Here is an 18798-nt window from a genome sequence, read left to right as displayed (position 1 = left end):
GGCGGCGGTGCACGACGAACCCTTGCTGGTCGGCGGGTTTGCGGACGATCTCCAGGGTGGTGCGCAGGATGTTCCGGGCCCAGTCGACCAGACGCCCGGCGAACCCGGAGTCGGCGAACACATTCCGGATCGGCGTCGCCGCATAGGTGGCGAGCAGGGCGCCCTTCGCACCGTCGCGGTCCTGCCACGACGCGGCCAGGACCCACACGGTGACCAGCAGGCCCAGGGTGTCGGTCACGATGAACCGCTTCCGGCCGTTGACCTTCTTCCCACTGTCGTAGCCACGAGTATCGGAGTGCGCGGTGTCCGCGGCCCTGACCGACTGGGAGTCGATGATCCCGGCGGTGGGCTGCGGCTGCCGCTCGTGGGCCAAGCGGATCCGCTCCCGCAGCTCGGTGAGGATCCGCTCGATCACACCCCGCCGGTTCCACCGTTGGAAGTGGGAGTACACCGTCTGCCAGGGCGGAAAGTCCACCGGCAGATACCGCCACGCACAGCCGGTACGCACCACGTACAAGATGCCGTCGACGATCGCCCGACGCGGATGCTTCTCCGGCCTGCCCATCCACTGCGGCGACGGCAGCATCGGCTCAACGAGCGCCCACTCGGCATCGGTCAGGTCAGACGGGTACCGCCTCACACGATCCATACCCCTCTACCGACCGAGCCCGGCCCATCGACCACACCCACTGAGCGACACACCCGACCAGCACACATCCCAAACGCTCTCTGAGGCGGCCATGATTCGGTCGACTCCGTCGAACTTCAGCGCGTTCTGTGCGTTGGTGCTTCAGTAGAAGGACGCGTCGTAGAAGTACCACCAGGACTGGCTGGGGTGGGGGTCGGTGAGTGCTGCTTGCAGTGCGGCGTACTCGCGGTCGAGGGCTTGTTTGGATTGGTGGTTTTGGTTGTCGGCGGTGAGGGCGCGGACGGCTACGTCGGCGGCGTAGGCGCGGGCGTAGGGGCTGCCGGTCCGGTCGGCCCAGGCGGAGGCTGCTGCGGCGTGGTCGATGCCGATGCGGGGTTTGCCTTGCCAGGTGGCGAGGTGGCTCATGGTGCAGAGGATGTAGGTGACGAGTTCGACGGCGCGGGCGTCGTGGGCGGCGGTGCGTGCGTCGTCGTAGAGGCGTTGTGCGGAGTGGTAGTCGCCGGTGTTGAAGCAGAGCCAGCCGGCGAGTTGGGTGAGTTCGGCGTAGGCGGCGATGGCGCGGTCGCGGCGTGGGGTGCGGCTTTGGCCTGCTGTTCAGCGATGTGTCGGTAGGCCAGGGTGGTGGGGAGGGTGGCGGCAGCGCCGAGGACGTCGCCCTGTTTACGCAGGTTGGGCATCATGGCTTCGCAGTGCGCGAGGGTGGCCGGCTCGAACCGTGCGGGGTCGGTGAGCGTGGGTGCGGCGGTGGCGCTGTCGGTGAAGCCCGTCAACTCGGTCAGTGGTGCTGTTGCGGCGACGGCGAGTGCGGCGGTGAGTTTGCCGAGCATGTCGCGTCGGGTCTGGGGGTGAGGTACTCGTTGCATCCACATGGTGATGACCTGCGCCAACTCTGCGAAGTTGACCTCCTCGGGTCGGCGGTACAGGCCGGCGGTTTCCGCTTGTGGCGGGGCGTCCGCGTCAGCGCCGGGGCGTCGACCGAGCGGGTCACGAAGCAGGATCTCTGCCTCGCTCGGCACCATGATTTCACCTTGCAGGCCGCGCTTCACCCCCTCGGGCGTGACGGGGGTCGATCCGGTGGCGGAGTCGAGATAGCGGAAGCTCGGCAGGTCGGCCAGGAGGTCGGCGACGCTGCATTCGTAGAGTTCGACGAGGCGGGCCAGGTTGTCCCTGGAAGGCGAGTAGTCGCCCTTGCGGCTCAGATTCCTGTCTGCCGTCAGTCGTGTTGCTTCCACATGTGTCCTGCATGGCAGATGCATGATCCATGCAGCCGGTGGCATAGTCGGCAGTACGGGCAAGCTGACCGAGGGGAGAGAGGGTGCCTCGACATCCGGACACGGTGATCAAACCGAACACCGTCCTCAGTGCTGCCCGAAGGCGGTTGCCGTCGCCGAGGCGTCCTGGCCAATGTATGTCCCGTGGCGAGCTGGCTGACGTAGTCAACACAACGCTAGACGCGACCTACTCGGGCCGTGACATCGCCGCCCACTATGTCGACTTTCGCTGGATCGGCAAGTTGGAGCGTGGCGAGCATCGTTGGCCTAGCGAAGCCCGACGTGCCGCACTGCGCCAGGCGCTCGGTGTCGCCACCGATGCGGATCTTGATCTCTACAGCCCGCGAAGGAGCGATGGAGGGCTCCTGGTCGACGGGCCGGTTGAAGCTCGACCAGGTAGTTGGGACGAGACGATCCACTTGCTGCGCGAAGAGTGGCATCTTCTGGTTCAGAACGACAGGGCGTTCGGGCCGGAGTACGCCTTGACGGGGGTCAGTAGGCAACTGGCGACGATCGAGGCGCTCATGCATGAGGTGCCTCAGACGCTGCGGCCCGCTGCGGTTCGGCTCGCCGCCCAGTACGCCGAGTCTGCTGCCTGGCTCAATCAGTCTCTCAACGATCACCACGCGGGCCAGCGTTGGGCTCAGCAAGCACTTTCCTGGGCGCAGCAGATCGCTGACCCGGCGATGACTGCTTGGGCCGTATACCGCAGTAGTCAGCAGAGACTGGCCGCTGGGCAGTTCACCCAAGCGGCTGAGCAGGCTGAGGTGGCGCTGCACTACGACCAGAAGCTGCCTGGACCGATGCGAGCGGCGCTGCGGGTCCAGCACGCGCACGCTCTGGCAGGTACGGGCGAGCACCGTGCGGCCATGCGTGTGCTCGATGACGCACATCATTGGGCGGCGGACCGTCGTCCCGGTAAGCCTGAGGGGGAGCATGGCTCCTACTGCACGAGTGGCTACATCGAGGTGTACCGGGGTGCATGCCTTCGGTTGGCGCAGCGTCCTACGGAGGCGATCGTCGTGTTGGACGAGGCACTTCCCATGATTCCCTCGCGGCACCGTCAAGATTTCGCATCCGCCCTGTTGACCAAGGCCGCCGCCCACGTTGCCGCAAGCCAGCCCGACCTGGCGGCTACGACCGCACATCGCGCGTTGCATATCGCGCGCCGAGCGGGATCGCGTCGTGTCCTCGTTGGACTCGATCAGTTGGGTGCCGCCATTCGCGGGTACCAGCAACTAGCGCACGTTCGTGCCTTCCTTGATGAGCTCAAGGAGGCACCCTGATGGCGTCCGCCTTAGAATTGGCCGCAATGCGGCACGCAATCACGCTGTCATCGTTCGGTCTTGGCACCACGAGTCCTAACCCGCCCGTCGGGTGCGTCATCCTCGATCGCCACGGTGCAACTGCTGGCGCTGGCTATCACCGACGCAAGGGCGAAGCGCATGCCGAAGTCAACGCCCTGAGCGCAGCCGGGAGCGCGGCGCGGGGAGGCACAGCCGTCGTCACACTCGAACCCTGCAACCACATAGGCGTAACTCCGGCTTGCCGTCAAGAGCTCATTGATGCTGGCATCGCCAGAGTGGTTATCAGCATCATCGACCCCACCTCCCGTGGCGACGGGGGTGCCGCCGTCCTGACGGCTCACGGCATCGACGTTGAAACCAACGTGATCCCCGACGAGACTCTTACCGTCCTCGGCCCCTGGCTCGTTGCTACCCGTCGCCGCCGTCCCTACCTAACGTGGGCTTACGCCTCCGATGGCAAAGACCGCTTCGCGGCCAATGAGCGGCTGACGAACGACCTGCGTTCGTCAGCGGACCTCGTTGTCGACGACCGCCTGTTGGAGGAGGGCACGCCTGGTGGTCATGCCTCTGCACACTTCACGATACCCGGTGAACCGACCAGCGATCTTCGTGAGTGGCTTTCAACATGCTATGCGGCTGGCTCTCGGTCCATTCTGTTGATAGGTCACCAATACTCTGACGAAGTCCGTGACAGTCTCGACTGCGTCGATGAGATCGTGATCTCTCTGGACGTAACTTCACGGCCGGCCGATCTCGCGGCTGCTTGGCGCTCCACCCTATCCGGCTTCGAGTTGGTCGGCATCACTTCCGGTGGTAATGACGTGCGGGTTCGGCTACGCCGCCCCCTCCTCTCGTTACTCCCCGGCTATGGACTCCCTGAATAGTTTCGAGTGTCTTAGCTTCTTGCTCGCCAACGAGATTCGCGTAGCGCGTTCGTGGATCTTGACGGGTGCCACGTTTATGGATCTCTAGCCGTTCATGCGCCGGTCGGACCGTAAGTCGGCGTGCGAGGTGGGACCGAAGGTCGGCCTTCCTGACGTTCCGCCCTTCGGGGATTGTTGATCTATGGCTAGCGATCCCCAAGCGTGGACCCTGTGCGGAGAAGGCGAATGCGTCGGATGAAATGGCGTCTCTCAACCGATGACCGAACGCGAAAGTGTGGTCCGATAGAGGTGTCGACCATCGCCTTCGCTGATCATGAGCGGGCGGCGGCGTACTTCTGGTCGTTCATGGTGGATCGGAGTGTGCGGTTTCTGCCGGAGCGGCTTGCGCCGGTGTTCTTCTCGACGTTGGTGGAGTTGATCGCGCACGGGGCTGATCCTGCTGCTTATCGGGCTGGTCTGGTGGTGTTGGGCCGGTTGTACCGGCGGTTTGGTCTGCATTCGTATCACGGGACGGTGATCGCGGCGGCCGTGGTGGACACGGTGCGGCGGTTCGCGGGGGACTCGTGGGGGCCGGAGTCGGCCGGGGTGTGGGAGCAGGGTTGTTTCCGGGTGTTGCGTCTGGCCGAGCAGTGCGCCGAGATGCTGGGCGACGGCTCGCAGGTGATGTTCGGTGTGGTGGAGTCGGTGGTGTCGGCGTCGGGGTGCGTCGCGGTGGTGACGGTGCGTCCGGTGCGGCGGTTGCACTATGTGCCGGGGGATGCTGTGCCGGTGTGTTCGCCTCGGTTGCCGGGTCGGTGGCGGTGGTTGTCTCCGGCGAATGCTCCGCGTCCGGACGGGACGGTGGAGTTCCATGTCAGTGTCGTTCCTGGTGGTGTCGTCTCGCCCGTGCTGGTGAGGCAGGTGGTGGCGGGGGAGTTGCTGTGGTTGGGGCCGCCGTGTGAGGTGGGCTTGTCGTTGACGGCCGTTGGTGGTGCCGATCTGTTGCTCGTTGCTGGGGGTACGGGGCTTGCGCCGTTGCGGGCGTTGGTGGAGCAGGTTGCGGCCTCGCCGGGTGGGCGGCGGGTGACGTTGGTGGTGGGTGTTCGCAGGTTGGGGGGTCTGTATGACGCGGCGGCGTTGGACGGGTTGCAGCGGGAGCATGGTGAGTGGTTGACGGTGGTGGTGGTGCTCTCGGGCGACGGCAGTGCCGATCCGGTTGCTCGGGGGAGTTTGCTGGGGTCGGTGCTGCACCACTACGAGGCGGGGCAGGCGGTGTTGGTGTGTGGGCCGCCGGAGTTCGTCCGGGAAGCGCGGACGTGGCTGCCGATCGGCGGGATCGAGCCTGACGACCTGCACGTGGCGGTGACGTTCCAGCGGGGGTTCGACGTGGATGCGTGGGCGTCGCGGCAACGTCACACCGACACCGCGGTCGTCGAGACGTCCGAGGGCAGCGGCGCTGACGGTGTGTCGGGGGTGGCGTCGTGACGCGGACGGGGGTGGTGCGTCGCGCCTCGGCTGCGGACGTAGACGCGCTGTCGGTGCTCGTCGCGGAGGCGCTGTCGGTCGGCGCGGTGGGTGGCTGGTTGGTGCCGGATGCCGCCGAACGACCCGAGGTGCTGGGCCGGTATGCGCGGCTGCTGGTGTCATGGGGGCTGGAGCACGGGCAGGTCGACACGACCGGGGACCGGTCGGCGGTGGCGGTGTGGCTGCGACGGCCGGAGGTGCCGGTGCCGGCGGCGGCGTGGATGTACGACCTGCATCAGGCCCTCGGCCCGTATGCGTCCCGGTTCGCCCTGTGGCACGCCTACCTCGACGCCGTGGTCCCGCACGTCCCCCACGCCTACCTGGCGCACCTCGCCACGCGTCCCGGCCACGACGACACCGCGCGGACGCTGCTGGCCGCCCACCACCGGGTCCTCGACACCGAGGGTCTTCCGGCGTACGCGGAGCTGCCGGGTGGTCGTCCCCGGGAGAGCCTGCTGGCCGCGCTGGGGTACGAGCCGAGGTCACCGATCCTGCTGGAGCCCGACGGCCCCGCGCTGTGGCGGATGTGGCGGCCCGGCCCCGACAGCGGTCGGGCATGTAGCGGGCTTCCTCCTCGGGCCCGGTTGCGGCGTGGGGTGACCCCGGTGCGTGGCCGGCTCTTCCCGGCACCGCCGCGTTCTCCCTGACCGTTCTCTCTGACCGCGCCCGGTTGGGCGTCACCCCTGATCAGTAGCTGGCGGAGGCCGTGTGGCCCGCCAGTCCCACCCGTGCACCCACTGTCCGAGGAAAGGGCTTGTCTCATGTTGACCGTTGTCGAGCGTCCGGTGGTTATGGTTCCGCCGCGTAGGCGTACGGCGGGTTGGTGGTTGCCGCCCTGGCTGACTCCCACCCGCCCCACTACCCCCGCCAGTGCGGACGAAGCGGGCACCGCACCGCAGGTGCACCTGTGGGGGTATGCGCTCCGCCGGGAGTGGCCGGACGGCACGCACGACCTGTTCGGGTTCACCCCGCGCGCCGATGTGGCGTTGCGGCGACTCGACCGCGACCGCAGCTACTGGCGCACCGGCCCGGTACGACCCACGGCGGTGTACCTGGTGCCGGTCCACGCCGCCGACGTCACCACCCACCCGGTACGGGACTGCCGCAGGCCGTCGTGCCCGGACGTCCCGCAGCGGGGGCAGCGATGAGCATGCACGAGCAGGTGGCTCTCGCCCGCCGGACGATGACCCCGACCGGTCTGTCGATCTTCGGGGCTGCGGCGTCCGCGCCGATGGTGGTCCTCGCCGGTGGTCTGGTCACCACCTACGCCACGACCCGGGTGACCGCCCTGCCCCTCACCTTCGTCCTGGTGACGGGTGTCGTCGCGTTGTTGATGGTCGGCTACACCGCGCTGGCCCGGCAGGTCGGTCATCCGGCGGCCTACTACGGCATCCTCGCCCACAGTGTCAGCCGTGGTTGGGGTGTCGCCGCCGGCCTGGTCGCCCTGGTCGCGTACACGGCGATCCAGACCAGCCTGTACGGCCTGTTCGGGGCGACTCTCGCCGGTCAGCTCGGCGGGACGTGGTGGGTGTGGGCCGGCATCGCCTGGGCCGTCGTCGGCGCACTCGGAGTACGGGCGATCGCCTTGTCCACCTGGGTCCTCGGTGGGGTCCTCGCGCTGTCGCTGCTGATCGTCGGCCTGTTCGTCGCCGCCGGCCTCGGCGCGCCCGCCGACGGTGCCGTGTCGTGGGAGGGGTTCGACGTCTCCGGTCTGGCGGTCGGGGGGATCGGTGGGGCGGTGGCGTTGTGCGTGGCCGCGTTCATGGGCGTCGACGCCCCCGGTTCGTTCGTGGAGGAAGCCGTCGACCGCCGGTCGATCGGCCGCGCCAGCATCACCGCCGTCCTGGTCCTGGGTGGTGTGTATGCGGCTGCGGCGTGGGCGATGGGCGTCGCCGCCGGCCCGGACACCGTCGCTTCCCGCGCGGCCGATCCGTCCTCCGGTCTGCCGTTCACGATCCTCGAACCCGCCGGTCAGGTCTGGGTGGGTGTTGCCGGGGTGGTGCTGGTGTTCGCGATCGTCACGTCGATGTTGGCGTTCCACAACGTCATCGCCCGGTACGTGTTCGCCATGGCCCGCGAAGGTGTCCTCCCCACCGGTCTCGCCCGCACTGACAGCACGACCCGGGTCAGCGCCCCGCGCGGCGGGTCCCTCACTCAGACGGCGGTGGCGGCACTGGTCGTGGTGGCGTTCGCCGCCAGCGGGGCCGATCCGGTCGCGGTGATGTTCACCTGGCTGTCCACCCTCGGCGCACTCGGCCTGCTCTGCCTCCTCCTCGCCGCCTCCATCGCCGCGCTGGCCGCCCCACCAGCCGTGCGAGGTGAACGCCCCGGAATCTGGCAGTGGAGGTTCGCACCGGTGCTGGGGGTGCTCGGAGGGTCGGTGGTCCTCGTCGCGATGGTCGGCAACGTCGGCTCCCTCCTCGGGGCCGCACCGGGATCGCCGTATCCGCTGCTGCTTCCGGCGATCCTCACCGCGACCGCCACCGCAGGCGGCATGTGGGCCGCGCACCTGCGCCGCACTCGACCCGACGTGTACGCCGGCATCGGTCATGGCACCCCGAAGACCCACGCCGTGCCCGACGCCCTGCACATCTCCATCTGAATCCCGAGGAACACCCCGATCATGAAGACCTACACCACCCAGACGCCAGCGGCACCGGGCTACCGCAACAGCAGTGATCCGCTGGACCCGGCCTGGCGACCCGAACCCCGGCCGACGCCACCACCGCCTGGCCCCCGCCGACCAGCAGACCACCAACCCCCACCGGCACCCCGCCTGATCCAACCGCCCCCGCCGGACTACCGCATGCCCGACGAGCGACCGTACCGCCGCGACGTCCCCGTCCATGCGGACCCGCCCGAGCACACCCCGTCACCCTCCCCGCAGCCGGGGGAGCCCGACGGTGGGGTGTCGGTCGAGGCCCGGTGGTGGGCCGACCTGCGGCAGCAGATCGTCTACCGGGCGAAACGCCTGAACACCGGACACATGATCGAAGCCGACCAACGCTACGGACACCGCGACGCGCTCAGCCCGCACGGGGTGATGCTGTTCTTCGTCTCCGACGCCCCCGCCCAACCCCACGGCTACCAGCTGCACACCGCCTACCGGCTGTGGCTGGCCTCCCCGGAATCCCAGCACCTACCGAGGTTGCTGGCCGACCTCACCGAGGTCGTCACCGACAGCATCACCCGGGCCGGGGCGGCGGGCCGCCGGTGGCATCCCCTCGGCCCGCAGGGGTCGATGGTCAACGGCGGCGACATGACCCTGCCCGCCGGGGCCGTCTACGTGGGGGTGGGGGTGACCACCCTCGACTCCGACCAGGGCCGCTGGCAGCAACTCGCCCGGACCCTACACTCCTCGGGCGACGACCGCCGCCGCTCCGTGTTCGACCTCAAGGGCCAGTGCTTCGTCCTACTCACCGACGGCACCGCCCTGCACGTCGACCGCGACCCCCACGCCCCGATCGGCGCCGACGGGGTCCGCTGCACCAAACCCCTCGACCCCGACCGGGTCATCCACTACAACCCCCACGAACACCTCACCGACCAAGGCGACACCATCACCCGCGACACCTGGACCCAGCTCACCCACCTGCACCACACCCTCACCGGGCACCTCCTCGCGGGACGTCCGGCATGACCCACACCCCCACCCCCGCGCCCGCTCGCCTGCGTGGCCTCGCCGAGGCCGCAGACCTCGGCCGTACCCCGGTCGACATCACCGCGGTCCTGGACCACCTCGTCGCCGAAGCCGACACGGCCGCACCGACGAGCATCGGCTTCCCCGGCGCCGTCGACCTCAACCACCGGGAGGTCATGGCCCGCCTCGGCCACCGCCTGTGGAACAACATCGGCGACCCCACCGACACCAGCGGCACCCCACACACCCGCATCCTCGAACAAGCCGTCATCGCCTGGCTCGCCGACACCCTCCACATGCCCACCCACGACCGGTGGGGCTACGTCACCACCGGCGGCACCGAAGGCAACCTCTCCGCCCTCCACGCCGCCCGCCGCCGCCTCCCCACCGCCCGCATCTACTACTCCACCGCCGCCCACTACTCCATCCCGAAGATCATCGAAATGCTCGGAGCACGCGGCGTGGTCGTCAACGCGGGCGCGGACGGGGAGATGGACTACGACCACCTCGCCCTCCGCATACGCCGGCACCGGCGGTGGCCGGCGATCGTGGTGGCCACCGCTGGGACCACCATGACCGAAGCCGTCGACGACACCACCCGTATCCGGGCCGTCCTCGATGCCCATCAGGTGCAGGGCCGTCACCTGCACGTCGATGCGGCCCTGTCCGGGATTCCCCTGGCCCTCGACGGGCGGCTCCGCCTGGACGACGACAGCCGCATCGGCAGCGTCACGGTGTCGGGTCACAAGTTCCTCGGGGTACCGACACCCTGCGGGGTGGTCCTCATCCGCGACAGCCTCCGCCGCGAAGGCGCCCCGGTCACCTACACCGCAACCCTCGACACCACCGTCACCGGATCACGCTGCGGACTCGCCGCCGCCCTGCTCTGGCACGCCATCGCCACCCACGGCCGCGAAGGACACCGATGGCGGGTCAGCGAAGCACGCCGCCTCGCCGCCTACACCGTCGACAAACTCACCACCGCCGGCTGGCCCGCCTGGCGACACCCCCACGCCTTCACCGTCGTCCTCCCCACCCCACCCGCCCCGGTACGGGCGAAGTGGCTCCTCGCCACCGACGCCGACGTCAGCCACCTCATCTGCATGCCCGGCATCACCCAAGGCCAGATCGACGCCTTCGTCACCGACCTCACCGACGCCACCGCGCCGGATTCAGACCCAGGCCCGGATCACCCACACCTGCCGAGGCCGATCCCCAGGCCCCGGCGAGCGTCTCCACCCACCGCCGGCATCGGCACCCCCTGACCGCTGCTTGCCACCCCGCCGCCCCGGCTTCCCGCGTCCCGGCTTGCCCGCGTCCCGGCTTGCCCGCGTCGCGGCGCACCTGCTCACCGCAGTCCGAACCTGTCCGCTGACCCACCACCAGCAGGACGTCATCGACGCCGCCGCCGCACTCGTGCCCCGCATCACCGCGCCCGCCACCACCCCACGCCCTGACCACCGGCCGGCCTGGTGATCGCTGCGGCCGGCCCCGCCAACGCCCTGCTTGCTTTCCTGCCCGTTCGTCTTGCCGAGGGACTGACCTTCCTGATGGCTCTGCCCCGCACCTACACCTCCGACGTCATCACCGATGCCGTACGTCAGGTCGAAGCCGCCCGCGCCGCCGGGCGACGCGGCCCAATCAGCGCCGTCGCCCGGGAACTCCACCTCGACCGCCGCCTCCTCCAATCCTGGGTCACCAACGCCCGCGCCCATGCCACCGCCGCAGCACCTACCGCATCGAGTACCCACACCGGCGTCGACCCGGTCCTGTTGCCCGACGGGCTGCTGCATTGCCGGTTCTGCCAACGCCTCATGACGGCGGTGTTCACCTGGGCTGGTCTCGTGTATGACTGCCCACCACCGTGCCGTCGACCTGTGCTGAACGCGGCAGCAGTCGCCAGCGCCGTTGGGCTGGTGGTCCTGCGGCACGCCGCGCACCTCGTACCCGCCCTCACCCACCCCAAGGCGGCGAGTAACGCCGCCGGCCACGCCGACCGGCTGATCACCCGGATCACCGCCGGCAGCCACTCCACCGACCTGCGGATCACCTGGCCCACCACCCGCCCACCCCGAACAGCTCCGCCCGGACACCTCTACCTCGCCCGCAAGCTCACCGGCACCGATCCGCAGCGTGCCCGCACCATCCTGCGGAACATCCTCGCCGGCATCGACCCCACCACCACCGCCACCGAGGCCGTTCACGCCGACGCCGCACACCTGCTCGCCCCACTACTACACGGCCAGGCGGCAATCCGTTGGGCCGACTACGCCCACCGCAGCCTCACCCACCTCCACGGCCCCACCCACCCGCACACCCTGACCGCCGCCCACACCCACGCCACCGCCCACCGCCAGGTAGGCCACCACCAGCGCGCCTACCACCTCCTGCGGGAGCTCGCCGATCACCTGGCCGCCACCGCAGGACCCGACGCGCACCCCACCCTCGCCGTCCGCGCCACCACCGCCCTCGTCCTACACGACCTCGGCCACCACCACGCCGCCCACACCCTCCTCACCGACACCATCGACCGCCACCACCGCGCCCACCCCGGACATCCCGCCACCGCCCGCATGACCGCCCACCTCAACCAGTTGCGGCACCACCACACCACCCACGACAACAGCAGCCCAGGAGCAGCAGTGAACCCTCCCGCCCCGGTGATGCAGGGATGACGGCCCCGGACACGGCCGCGAGCGGCAATGCGGGCGGACAGCGACCCGACGCCCTCGACCGGCGATCCCTGCCGGCGGAGGCGTTGCCGCCGCTGCGCGGATATCAGCAGGAAGCAGTCGAGGCGATCGTGCGGGGTGCCGCCCGCGACGGGAGGGGGCAGGTCATCGCCGCCTGCGGGACCGGGAAAACACTGATCGCCGCGCACGCGGCAGTACGGTGCTGCCCCCGGGGTCTGGTGGTGATCGTGTGTCCGTCACTGGCCCTGGTCGGTCAGACCCTGCGGGTGTGGCGGCCCCTCGGCGCCTACACGGCGGCGGTGTGCAGCGACGACTCCGTCGCCGACGTCGCCGGCCACACCGACCCGACGAACTGCCCGGTGCTGGCCGACCCCGACGAGATCACCGCATGGCTCCACCACGCCCCGCACGGGCGGATGCGGGTGCTCGCGGTCACCAACAATTCCGCCGACCGGGTCGGTGCCGCGCTCCTGGCCGCCGGTGTGACGGCCGACCTGGTGATCATCGACGAAGCACACCGCACCGCCGGTCTCGTGGGGAAGACGTTCGCCCGCGTCCACGACGACACCCACCTGCCCGCCACCATCCGGGTGAACATGACCGCGACACCCCGCATCATCACCCCCGGCCGCCGTCACGGAGAGCCGCACGAGGCGTTATCAATGGACGACCCGAGCGTGTTCGGACCCGTATGGCACCGGTACCCATTCGGCCAGGCCATCACCGACGGCTGGCTCGACGACTTCCGCATCGTCGTCGTCGGCATCCGCACCCACGACGCCCTACAGGTGCTTCAAGACGTCGACGACGACCGGGTCACCGCCATCGGTGAAGCCCCACTGCGTACCGCCGTCGTGCAGACCGCCCTGCTGCGCGCCGCCGCCGAGTTCGGACTCCGCCGGGTCCTCGTCTTCACTCCCCGGGTGGCCGACAGCAGAAAGTTCGCCTCAACACTCGCCCGAACAGCAGCCCGCCTCCCCGCCGCCGAACAGCCGAAAGGCCGGCTGACCACCGGCCACGTCGACGGCCAACAGAACCTACGCCAACGACAGATCCACCTCGACCGCCTCGCCGAACCCCCCGACGACGGATGGACCGTCATCTCCTCCGCCCGCGCCCTCACCGAAGGCATCGACGTCCCCGCCGTCGACGCCGTCGTCCTCACCCGACCCATGCGCTCCACCGTGCAAGTCGTCCAAACCGTCGGACGAGCCCTACGCCGCAACCCCCGAGGCACCGGCATCGCCACCATCCTCGTCCCCCTGCTACTCCCCGACGACCCCAGCCGACTACCGCACGCCGACGACGAGTGGATGGCCGCCCTGCAGGTGCTGTGGGCGATGCGCGCCCACGACGACACCCTCGCCACCGACCTCGACACCCGCCACCACCACGCCCGCACCAACGTTGGTGCCCGGCAACCACGACTCCCCGAACGAGTCCTGCTGCGGATGCCCGACGGGTACCTCACCGACAGCCTCCTGCGGGATATCACCATCCGCATTCTCGACCATGCCACCACCGGCAGGGCACCCACCGGCCCCACTGAAAGCTGGACGGCGGGCATCGCCGCCGCCCGCGCCTACCGGCACCGCGAAGGCCACTTGGACGTACCCCGCTACCACCGCGAAGGCGACATCGACCTCGGCAGCTTCATCCACAACTGCCGAGGCCGCCACCGACGCGGCGAACTCACCCCCGACCAAGTGCAGGCCCTGGAACAGTGCGGCATCACCTGGCGAGTCTTCGACGCCCGCTGGCAACGACACCTCGCCGCGTTCACCACCTTCCACACACGCGAAGGACACCTCCGGGTGCCCCGGCACCACCGCGAAGGCGACATCAATCTCGGAAGCATCGCCCACAATTTGCGCAACCAACGCAAACGCGACCTCGTCCCCCGTGACCGCATCGACGCCCTCGACGCCCTGGGCTTCCCCTGGGCCCACGCGAAGGAACAGCAACCACTACAGACCCCGCCGACACCACCGACAACCACCCGAGACACCGCACCCGGGAGCACCCGATGAGCGTGGAGCTCGACCTGTCCCTGTTCAACTTCGAAGCCGGCGGACTCCAACCCGACGGCACCTACAACTTCGCACCCCTGGCCCGAGCCTTCCTCGACAGGCCCCACCCCGACCTACTGATGCTCTGCGAAGCGAAACTCTGGAACGCCCGGGGCAGACGACCCCTGCACACCGCCATGGCACACCTCGCCGACGTCACCGGCCGCCCCTACGTCGGTGAGCTACACACCGGAGCGCTCGCCACCGCGGTCATCTACGACCCGCGTGTACTCCGCCTCGACGCCGCAGAAGAATCCGAATTCCCCGACAAACGCAACCTCGCCCGATTCAGCCTCCGCGCCGACCCCACCTACCGCCTCCACGTCTACGTCGAACACTGGCCCTACGCCGACCCAGAGCAACGCCTGGCCCGCGCCCGGCTCCTCGCCACCTCCGGCACCAGCCCCACCCCCACCCTGATCGCCGGAGACCTCAACTCCACCAGCTCCGGCCCCCACCTACCCACACCCGACTGGACCCGCATCCCTTTCAGCACCCGCGATCACAAAGCGCGCCACCACAACGGGACCTGGCACGCCGACACCCGCGCCGTCGACCGACTCATCGGCGCCTGGGACACCACCACCAACCACCGCGTCAATGGCGCCGGCTTCCACCACCTCGCCGAACTCGACCCCCACACACCCACCCCACTCCCACCCACCACCAACGGCCCCCACGGCCTACACATCGACTACATCCTCGCCAACCACGCCCTCCTCAATACCGCCACCGTCGTACCCGGCACTTACCAAATCCACATCCCACCCGACAACAACCCCACCACCTGGCCATCGGACCACCGCCGCATCAGCTGCACCCTGCGCATCCACCCCACCTCGCAGCACAACACGCAGAAGCACGCATGACTAACATCCCGCTGCCCGGCAGCACCACCCAAGAACCGAACGCGTCGATGGCCGCCGGAAGGAGGCCGCACCGCCGGTCGACCTGGCGACACACCGACTGACCTGGACGGCTACCTCCAGGACCACGCTGGCCGCATGATGGATAGGGTGACGATGAATCTGTTCACCGGCAGCGCCCAACCCAGCCTCTTCGACGACGCCTCGGTCGACGTTCGGGAGCCGGTGCTGATGTCGCTTAACCCGGTCTACTTTGACCTGATCTGGGCCGGCGAGAAGCGTCACGAGTTCCGACGCCGCTTCTTGACCGGCCAGCCGGTGCGCTGGTTCGTCTTCCTCACCGCCCCGGTGTCCCGCCTTGGCGCGGTGATCGACCTGGGGCCCGCTGTAGTGGACACACCGCAGCGCATCGCTGATATTGCCGAGCAGGCCCGCGCCGGCAACGGCGCTTCGGTGTTCGAGTACGTGCAGGACCTGCCACAAGCGTTCGCGATCCCCATTCAGCGAGTCGTCCAGTACCCGGGGATGCCGCTGGATCAGCTCAAAGTCGAGCTCGGCTCTTTCCATCCCCCTCAGGGCTATACCCGGCTGCGCAACCATCCCGAACTGCTGAGTATCTGCGAAAAGGTCACGGCCGACTCACCGACCCGCGAGATGACCGTGCACGGTCACTAGTACTGCTACGGCAGTTGGTTAGGGGTAGCCGTGTCGCCGGTAGTGGCAGGTTCGGGCTTGGTGTTGGCGGCGTCGTCGCCATCGGGACCAGGCCCAGACGTGCTCTGGTGGGTGGGTTGATCGCACTGCGAGTGCGGTGAGCAGTCTTCGGATCTCCGGTACGGTGTAACCGATCATCATGCCGTCGCCGGGACGGAACCCCCTTTTGCGGTAAGGGATCGGGCGACCGACAGCCAGGCGTGGGCGGCCATCGCGAGGGTGATGTGGGCGTACCAGGCCCGCCAGTCGCGGACCTGGTACTCGTCGAGCCCGGCTTCGTTCTTGGCCTGCTGGAAGCACTCCTCGATCGCCCACCTCGCGCCCGCGACACGGGCGAGGTCGACCAGCCGGGTCCGACGTGGTCCGTAGCAGACGTAGTAGGCGATCTCGCCGGTAGTGATGCTGCGCCGGGCCAGGAGCCAGTGTCCGCGGCCCGGCCGCCAGCAGATCCGCACCGGCACCCGAGCCCACCAGTACTCGCGTGGGCCGTGCGTGCCGGCGCCGGCCGAGAGCCGGCACCACGCCCGAGCGGGCAGGGCGGCAACGAGTTGGTCAGCGCGGGCCGTTCCCATGGTGGTCGTGATCATGTCGTCGTTGCGGCGGGTCGCGACCACATACGCCACATCCCGCTGTTCCAACCACACCCGCAGGGACTTCGACTGCCCGTACGCCTCGTCCATCGTCACCCACCCCACCGGCACCCCCGCGTCCAAGGCACGGGCGAGCATCTGACGGGCCATCTGCACCTTCGTGGCGAACTCCACCTCGTCGGGGATCCCGGCGGCCCGGCACCGGTCCCGGTCATCGGTCCACGACGCAGGCAGGTACAGCTGCCGGTCGATCAACGCGTGACCCTTCGCCGACCGGTAGGCCAGGAACACCCCGACCTGGCAGTTCTCCGTCCGACCAGCCGTGCCGGAGTACTGACGCTGCACCCCCGCCGACCGGACGCCCTTCTTCAGGAACCCGGTGTCATCGACGATCAACACCCCGGCCGGGTCACCGAGATACTCGACGACGTAGTCACGCACGTCGTCCCGGACGGCGTCGACGTCCCAGTCCGCCCACCGCAACAACCGTTGCATCCCGTCCGGCGACACGTCCCCGGCCTGCTCCGCAAGGGTCCAGCCGTTCTTGCGGCCCAGACCCGAGACCAACCCACACAGGTACTGCCGCGCCCGCCGACGCGGCTCCGACCGGCGAAACCGAGGCCCGATCCGCGCATGCAACCGGTCCAACTCACCATGCCACTGATCGACATCAACGTCCGCCACAGGCAGACCAACGAACCCGACCCGAAGACGATTCGCCTACTGCCGTTGCAGTACTAGGTTCTGTCTCGCGGATCTTGGTTGTCGGGGACGGCGCGTAGCCAGTCGAGGGTTTCGACCAGATCGAGGGTGGCCTGGAAGTTGGCGGCCAACTTGTCGTAGCGGGTGGCGAGTCCTCGCCAGTGCTTACGCCGGTTGAAACCACGTTCGACCTGGTTGCGGCGCCGGTAGGCGACCGGGTCGAACGTCGGTGGTCGGCCGCCGCGTCGCCCCCGCCGCTTCCGGTTGGCGATCTGGTCGTTGGGCTCGGGGATGACCGTGGTGATGCCCTTGCCCCGCAAGGCGGTCCGGTTCGCGCGAGAGGAGTACGCCTTGTCACCGGTCAACGAGTCAGGCCTCGTACGTGGCCGGCCCACCCCACCGGGACGGGGCACCCGGACCTGGCCCAGCAGCGGGATCAGTTGGCGGGTGTCGGCTGCCTGACCAGGGGTGATCCGGGTGGCCAGGGAACGGCCACGTCCATCGGCCAGAGTGTGGATCTTCGTGGTGAGACCACCCCGCGACCGGCCGATGGCCTGCGCTGCCCGCGACTCCTCCCGGCTCAGCCCCCTTTACGGGCACCAGCGGCGTGCTGGTGGGCACGCACGATGGTGGCATCGACCTGCACGTTCCAGACGATGCCGTCGTCGAGTTCGGCCAGGGCGATGACGTGGGCCTTCAACCGGGCCCACGTCCCATCGGCCGCCCACCGGCAGAACCGTCCGTGGGCGGTCTTCCATGACCCGTACCGTTCGGGAAGGTCCCGCCATGGCGACCCGGTGCGTTTCACCCAGCAGATCGCGTTGATGATCTGCCGATGGTCCCGCCACCGCCCACCCCGAACGGGCTGCGCCGGCAACAACGGTGCCAGCACAGCCCACTCGTGGTTCGTGAGATCACCTCGCGCCATACCAGGCTTAACGAGCGACACTCATGATCCGCAAGACAGAACCTAGCGGCCTCCTCGGCCGCGGCGACTGGGAGGTGGAAGTCGTCATTCGTCGTCAGGCAACCCCCAAGGAGCCGTCCCCCCTGCGCCGTGCCCGCCTCGAGCGAGGGTGGACGCTGGAGAAGGCCGTCGAGGCGTTCGACCAACGCTCCACCGGCGGGCATTCCGGCGTCACCCCGACCATGGTCAGCGGCTGGGGGTTGGGCCAGCACACCACCAGCCACGCTCACCGCAAGACGCTGTGCGCCATCTACGGCAAGAGCATCGACGAGCTGTTCACCCGCCAGGACAGCCACCTGGGCGACCACGGCGACGGGCCACAACTGCTGGCCCGGTATGCCGACCTGAACGAGGCGATGCTGACCGTCGTGGCGCAGGCCCGCGAGTGCCTCATCGTCACCGGCTCACGGTCACGTAGCACCGGGTACCTGCAAGAGATCGAAACCGCCCTCGCGGCGAGCCCCGCGCTGATCTTCTACCGCGTCCTGCACGGCCCGCCCCACTATCGGGTGCTGCGCGATCACCTGGCGCGGCTCCTGGAGATTCGCGATCCGTGAGACCGCAGCTTGGGCGTCAAGACGCTCAACCTCGGCATCGAGGAGGACCCGTTGGCTCCAGAGCGGTTCTTCGCGGCCAGTGAGCGGGCGGCCGTGGTTCCCATCCCGTCGCTGACCTCCCATGAGGCGTTCGACTCCGAGGTGCTGTTCGGCGCCGGGCCGGCCTCACGCCTGCTCGACCACGGCCGGCAGGCGTACGCTGCCGCTCGACGCATCAAAACGGTGGTCGGCGTGCAGGCGTTGGATGTGCTGCGAGAGCGGCGGGGGGGATTCTCTTGTGCTGAATATCCGGTTGACCGTTTGAGGTTCGTCCCATCAACCTGTGCGAAGCTTTAATGATCTAGGAAGCTGCGCCCGGCCACCGCGCCGGGCGAGGATCGCAACGT

At 69.0% G+C, this 18798-nt stretch carries 19 protein-coding genes; 15 read left to right on the top strand and 4 right to left on the bottom strand.

From position 1 onward, the window contains the following. On the bottom strand, nucleotides 1–649 hold a 649-nt coding region (locus tag B5D80_RS31015; protein ID WP_144081820.1), incomplete at its 3' end, for an IS5 family transposase. A gap of 141 nt (nucleotides 650–790) precedes the next feature. Continuing rightward, nucleotides 791–1204: an NsdA family TPR-like regulatory protein gene (locus tag B5D80_RS35185; protein WP_483869386.1), complete on the bottom strand. Its 414-nt coding sequence runs from the start codon at nucleotides 1202–1204 to the stop codon at nucleotides 791–793. Between the two features lie 853 nt (nucleotides 1205–2057). Here B5D80_RS35185 and B5D80_RS31005 point away from each other — a divergent pair. The 13 genes from B5D80_RS31005 (at nucleotide 2058) to B5D80_RS30950 (ending at nucleotide 15557) form a co-directional block, all read left to right on the top strand. Next, a complete protein-coding gene (locus tag B5D80_RS31005) occupies nucleotides 2058–3206 on the top strand; it encodes an NsdA family TPR-like regulatory protein (protein ID WP_088647480.1) in 1149 nt (382 codons plus the stop codon). Nucleotides 3207–3232: 26 nt separating this feature from the next. Then, nucleotides 3233–4111, top strand: coding sequence for a bifunctional diaminohydroxyphosphoribosylaminopyrimidine deaminase/5-amino-6-(5-phosphoribosylamino)uracil reductase RibD (gene ribD / locus B5D80_RS31000; RefSeq protein ID WP_158224274.1), 879 nt, complete (start codon nucleotides 3233–3235; stop codon nucleotides 4109–4111). Nucleotides 4112–4399: 288 nt separating this feature from the next. Then, nucleotides 4400–5575: an FAD-binding oxidoreductase gene (locus B5D80_RS30995; RefSeq protein WP_245855081.1), complete on the top strand. Its 1176-nt coding sequence runs from the start codon at nucleotides 4400–4402 to the stop codon at nucleotides 5573–5575. Beyond that, nucleotides 5572–6261, top strand: a complete 690-nt coding sequence (locus B5D80_RS30990; RefSeq protein ID WP_245855080.1) for an N-acetyltransferase — start codon at nucleotides 5572–5574, stop codon at nucleotides 6259–6261. Before B5D80_RS30995 ends, B5D80_RS30990 begins: the two co-directional genes overlap by 4 nt. A 252-nt stretch (nucleotides 6262–6513) precedes the next feature. Continuing rightward, nucleotides 6514–6762, top strand: a complete 249-nt coding sequence (locus B5D80_RS30985; protein ID WP_088647476.1) for a hypothetical protein — start codon at nucleotides 6514–6516, stop codon at nucleotides 6760–6762. Further along, nucleotides 6759–8216: an APC family permease gene (locus B5D80_RS30980; RefSeq protein WP_088647475.1), complete on the top strand. Its 1458-nt coding sequence runs from the start codon at nucleotides 6759–6761 to the stop codon at nucleotides 8214–8216. Before B5D80_RS30985 ends, B5D80_RS30980 begins: the two co-directional genes overlap by 4 nt. Nucleotides 8217–8420: 204 nt before the next feature. Then, entirely contained in the window at nucleotides 8421–9254 is an 834-nt protein-coding gene (locus B5D80_RS30975; protein ID WP_245855079.1) for a hypothetical protein, read from the top strand. After that, a complete protein-coding gene (locus B5D80_RS30970) occupies nucleotides 9251–10519 on the top strand; it encodes a histidine decarboxylase (RefSeq protein WP_088647474.1) in 1269 nt (422 codons plus the stop codon). The genes B5D80_RS30975 and B5D80_RS30970 overlap by 4 nt, the downstream gene beginning before the upstream one ends. A 43-nt stretch (nucleotides 10520–10562) precedes the next feature. Continuing rightward, nucleotides 10563–10730, top strand: a complete 168-nt coding sequence (locus B5D80_RS33555; protein ID WP_158224273.1) for a hypothetical protein — start codon at nucleotides 10563–10565, stop codon at nucleotides 10728–10730. 74 nt (nucleotides 10731–10804) lie between these two features. After that, nucleotides 10805–11929 (top strand): hypothetical protein, encoded by a 1125-nt coding sequence (locus B5D80_RS30965; RefSeq protein ID WP_144081818.1) that lies wholly within the window; start codon nucleotides 10805–10807, stop codon nucleotides 11927–11929. Then, the gene (locus tag B5D80_RS30960) at nucleotides 11926–13977 is read left to right on the top strand and encodes a DEAD/DEAH box helicase (protein WP_088647472.1); all 2052 of its coding nucleotides are present in this window, start codon (nucleotides 11926–11928) and stop codon (nucleotides 13975–13977) included. The genes B5D80_RS30965 and B5D80_RS30960 overlap by 4 nt, the downstream gene beginning before the upstream one ends. Continuing rightward, complete coding sequence (locus B5D80_RS30955) at nucleotides 13974–14885, top strand: endonuclease/exonuclease/phosphatase family protein (RefSeq protein WP_144081817.1); 912 nt, start codon at nucleotides 13974–13976, stop codon at nucleotides 14883–14885. The genes B5D80_RS30960 and B5D80_RS30955 overlap by 4 nt, the downstream gene beginning before the upstream one ends. Nucleotides 14886–15038: 153 nt before the next feature. Next, a complete protein-coding gene (locus B5D80_RS30950; RefSeq protein ID WP_245855083.1) occupies nucleotides 15039–15557 on the top strand; it encodes an ASCH domain-containing protein in 519 nt (172 codons plus the stop codon). A gap of 176 nt (nucleotides 15558–15733) precedes the next feature. Here the strand turns inward: B5D80_RS30950 and B5D80_RS30945 are convergent, their stop codons facing one another. Both B5D80_RS30945 and B5D80_RS30940 read right to left on the bottom strand, forming a co-directional pair. Continuing rightward, entirely contained in the window at nucleotides 15734–16870 is a 1137-nt protein-coding gene (locus B5D80_RS30945; protein WP_088647470.1) for an IS701 family transposase, read from the bottom strand. A 53-nt stretch (nucleotides 16871–16923) separates the two neighbouring features. After that, a protein-coding gene (locus B5D80_RS30940; RefSeq protein WP_425437300.1) for an IS5 family transposase occupies nucleotides 16924–17816 on the bottom strand; the annotation gives its coding sequence in 2 pieces (ribosomal slippage) (nucleotides 16924–17469 and nucleotides 17472–17816; 891 coding nt in all). A gap of 23 nt (nucleotides 17817–17839) precedes the next feature. Here B5D80_RS30940 and B5D80_RS34000 point away from each other — a divergent pair. Then, the gene (locus B5D80_RS34000; RefSeq protein ID WP_211291714.1) at nucleotides 17840–18412 is read left to right on the top strand and encodes a helix-turn-helix domain-containing protein; all 573 of its coding nucleotides are present in this window, start codon (nucleotides 17840–17842) and stop codon (nucleotides 18410–18412) included. A 9-nt stretch (nucleotides 18413–18421) separates the two neighbouring features. After that, nucleotides 18422–18748 (top strand): hypothetical protein, encoded by a 327-nt coding sequence (locus tag B5D80_RS33995; RefSeq protein ID WP_211291713.1) that lies wholly within the window; start codon nucleotides 18422–18424, stop codon nucleotides 18746–18748. Nucleotides 18749–18798 lie beyond the last annotated feature (50 nt).

This window comes from Micromonospora wenchangensis, from assembly GCF_002210435.1.
GTDB lineage: Bacteria > Actinomycetota > Actinomycetes > Mycobacteriales > Micromonosporaceae > Micromonospora > Micromonospora wenchangensis.
Note: the sequence above shows the minus strand (reverse complement) of the source record. Positions and strands in the feature narration are given on the sequence as shown.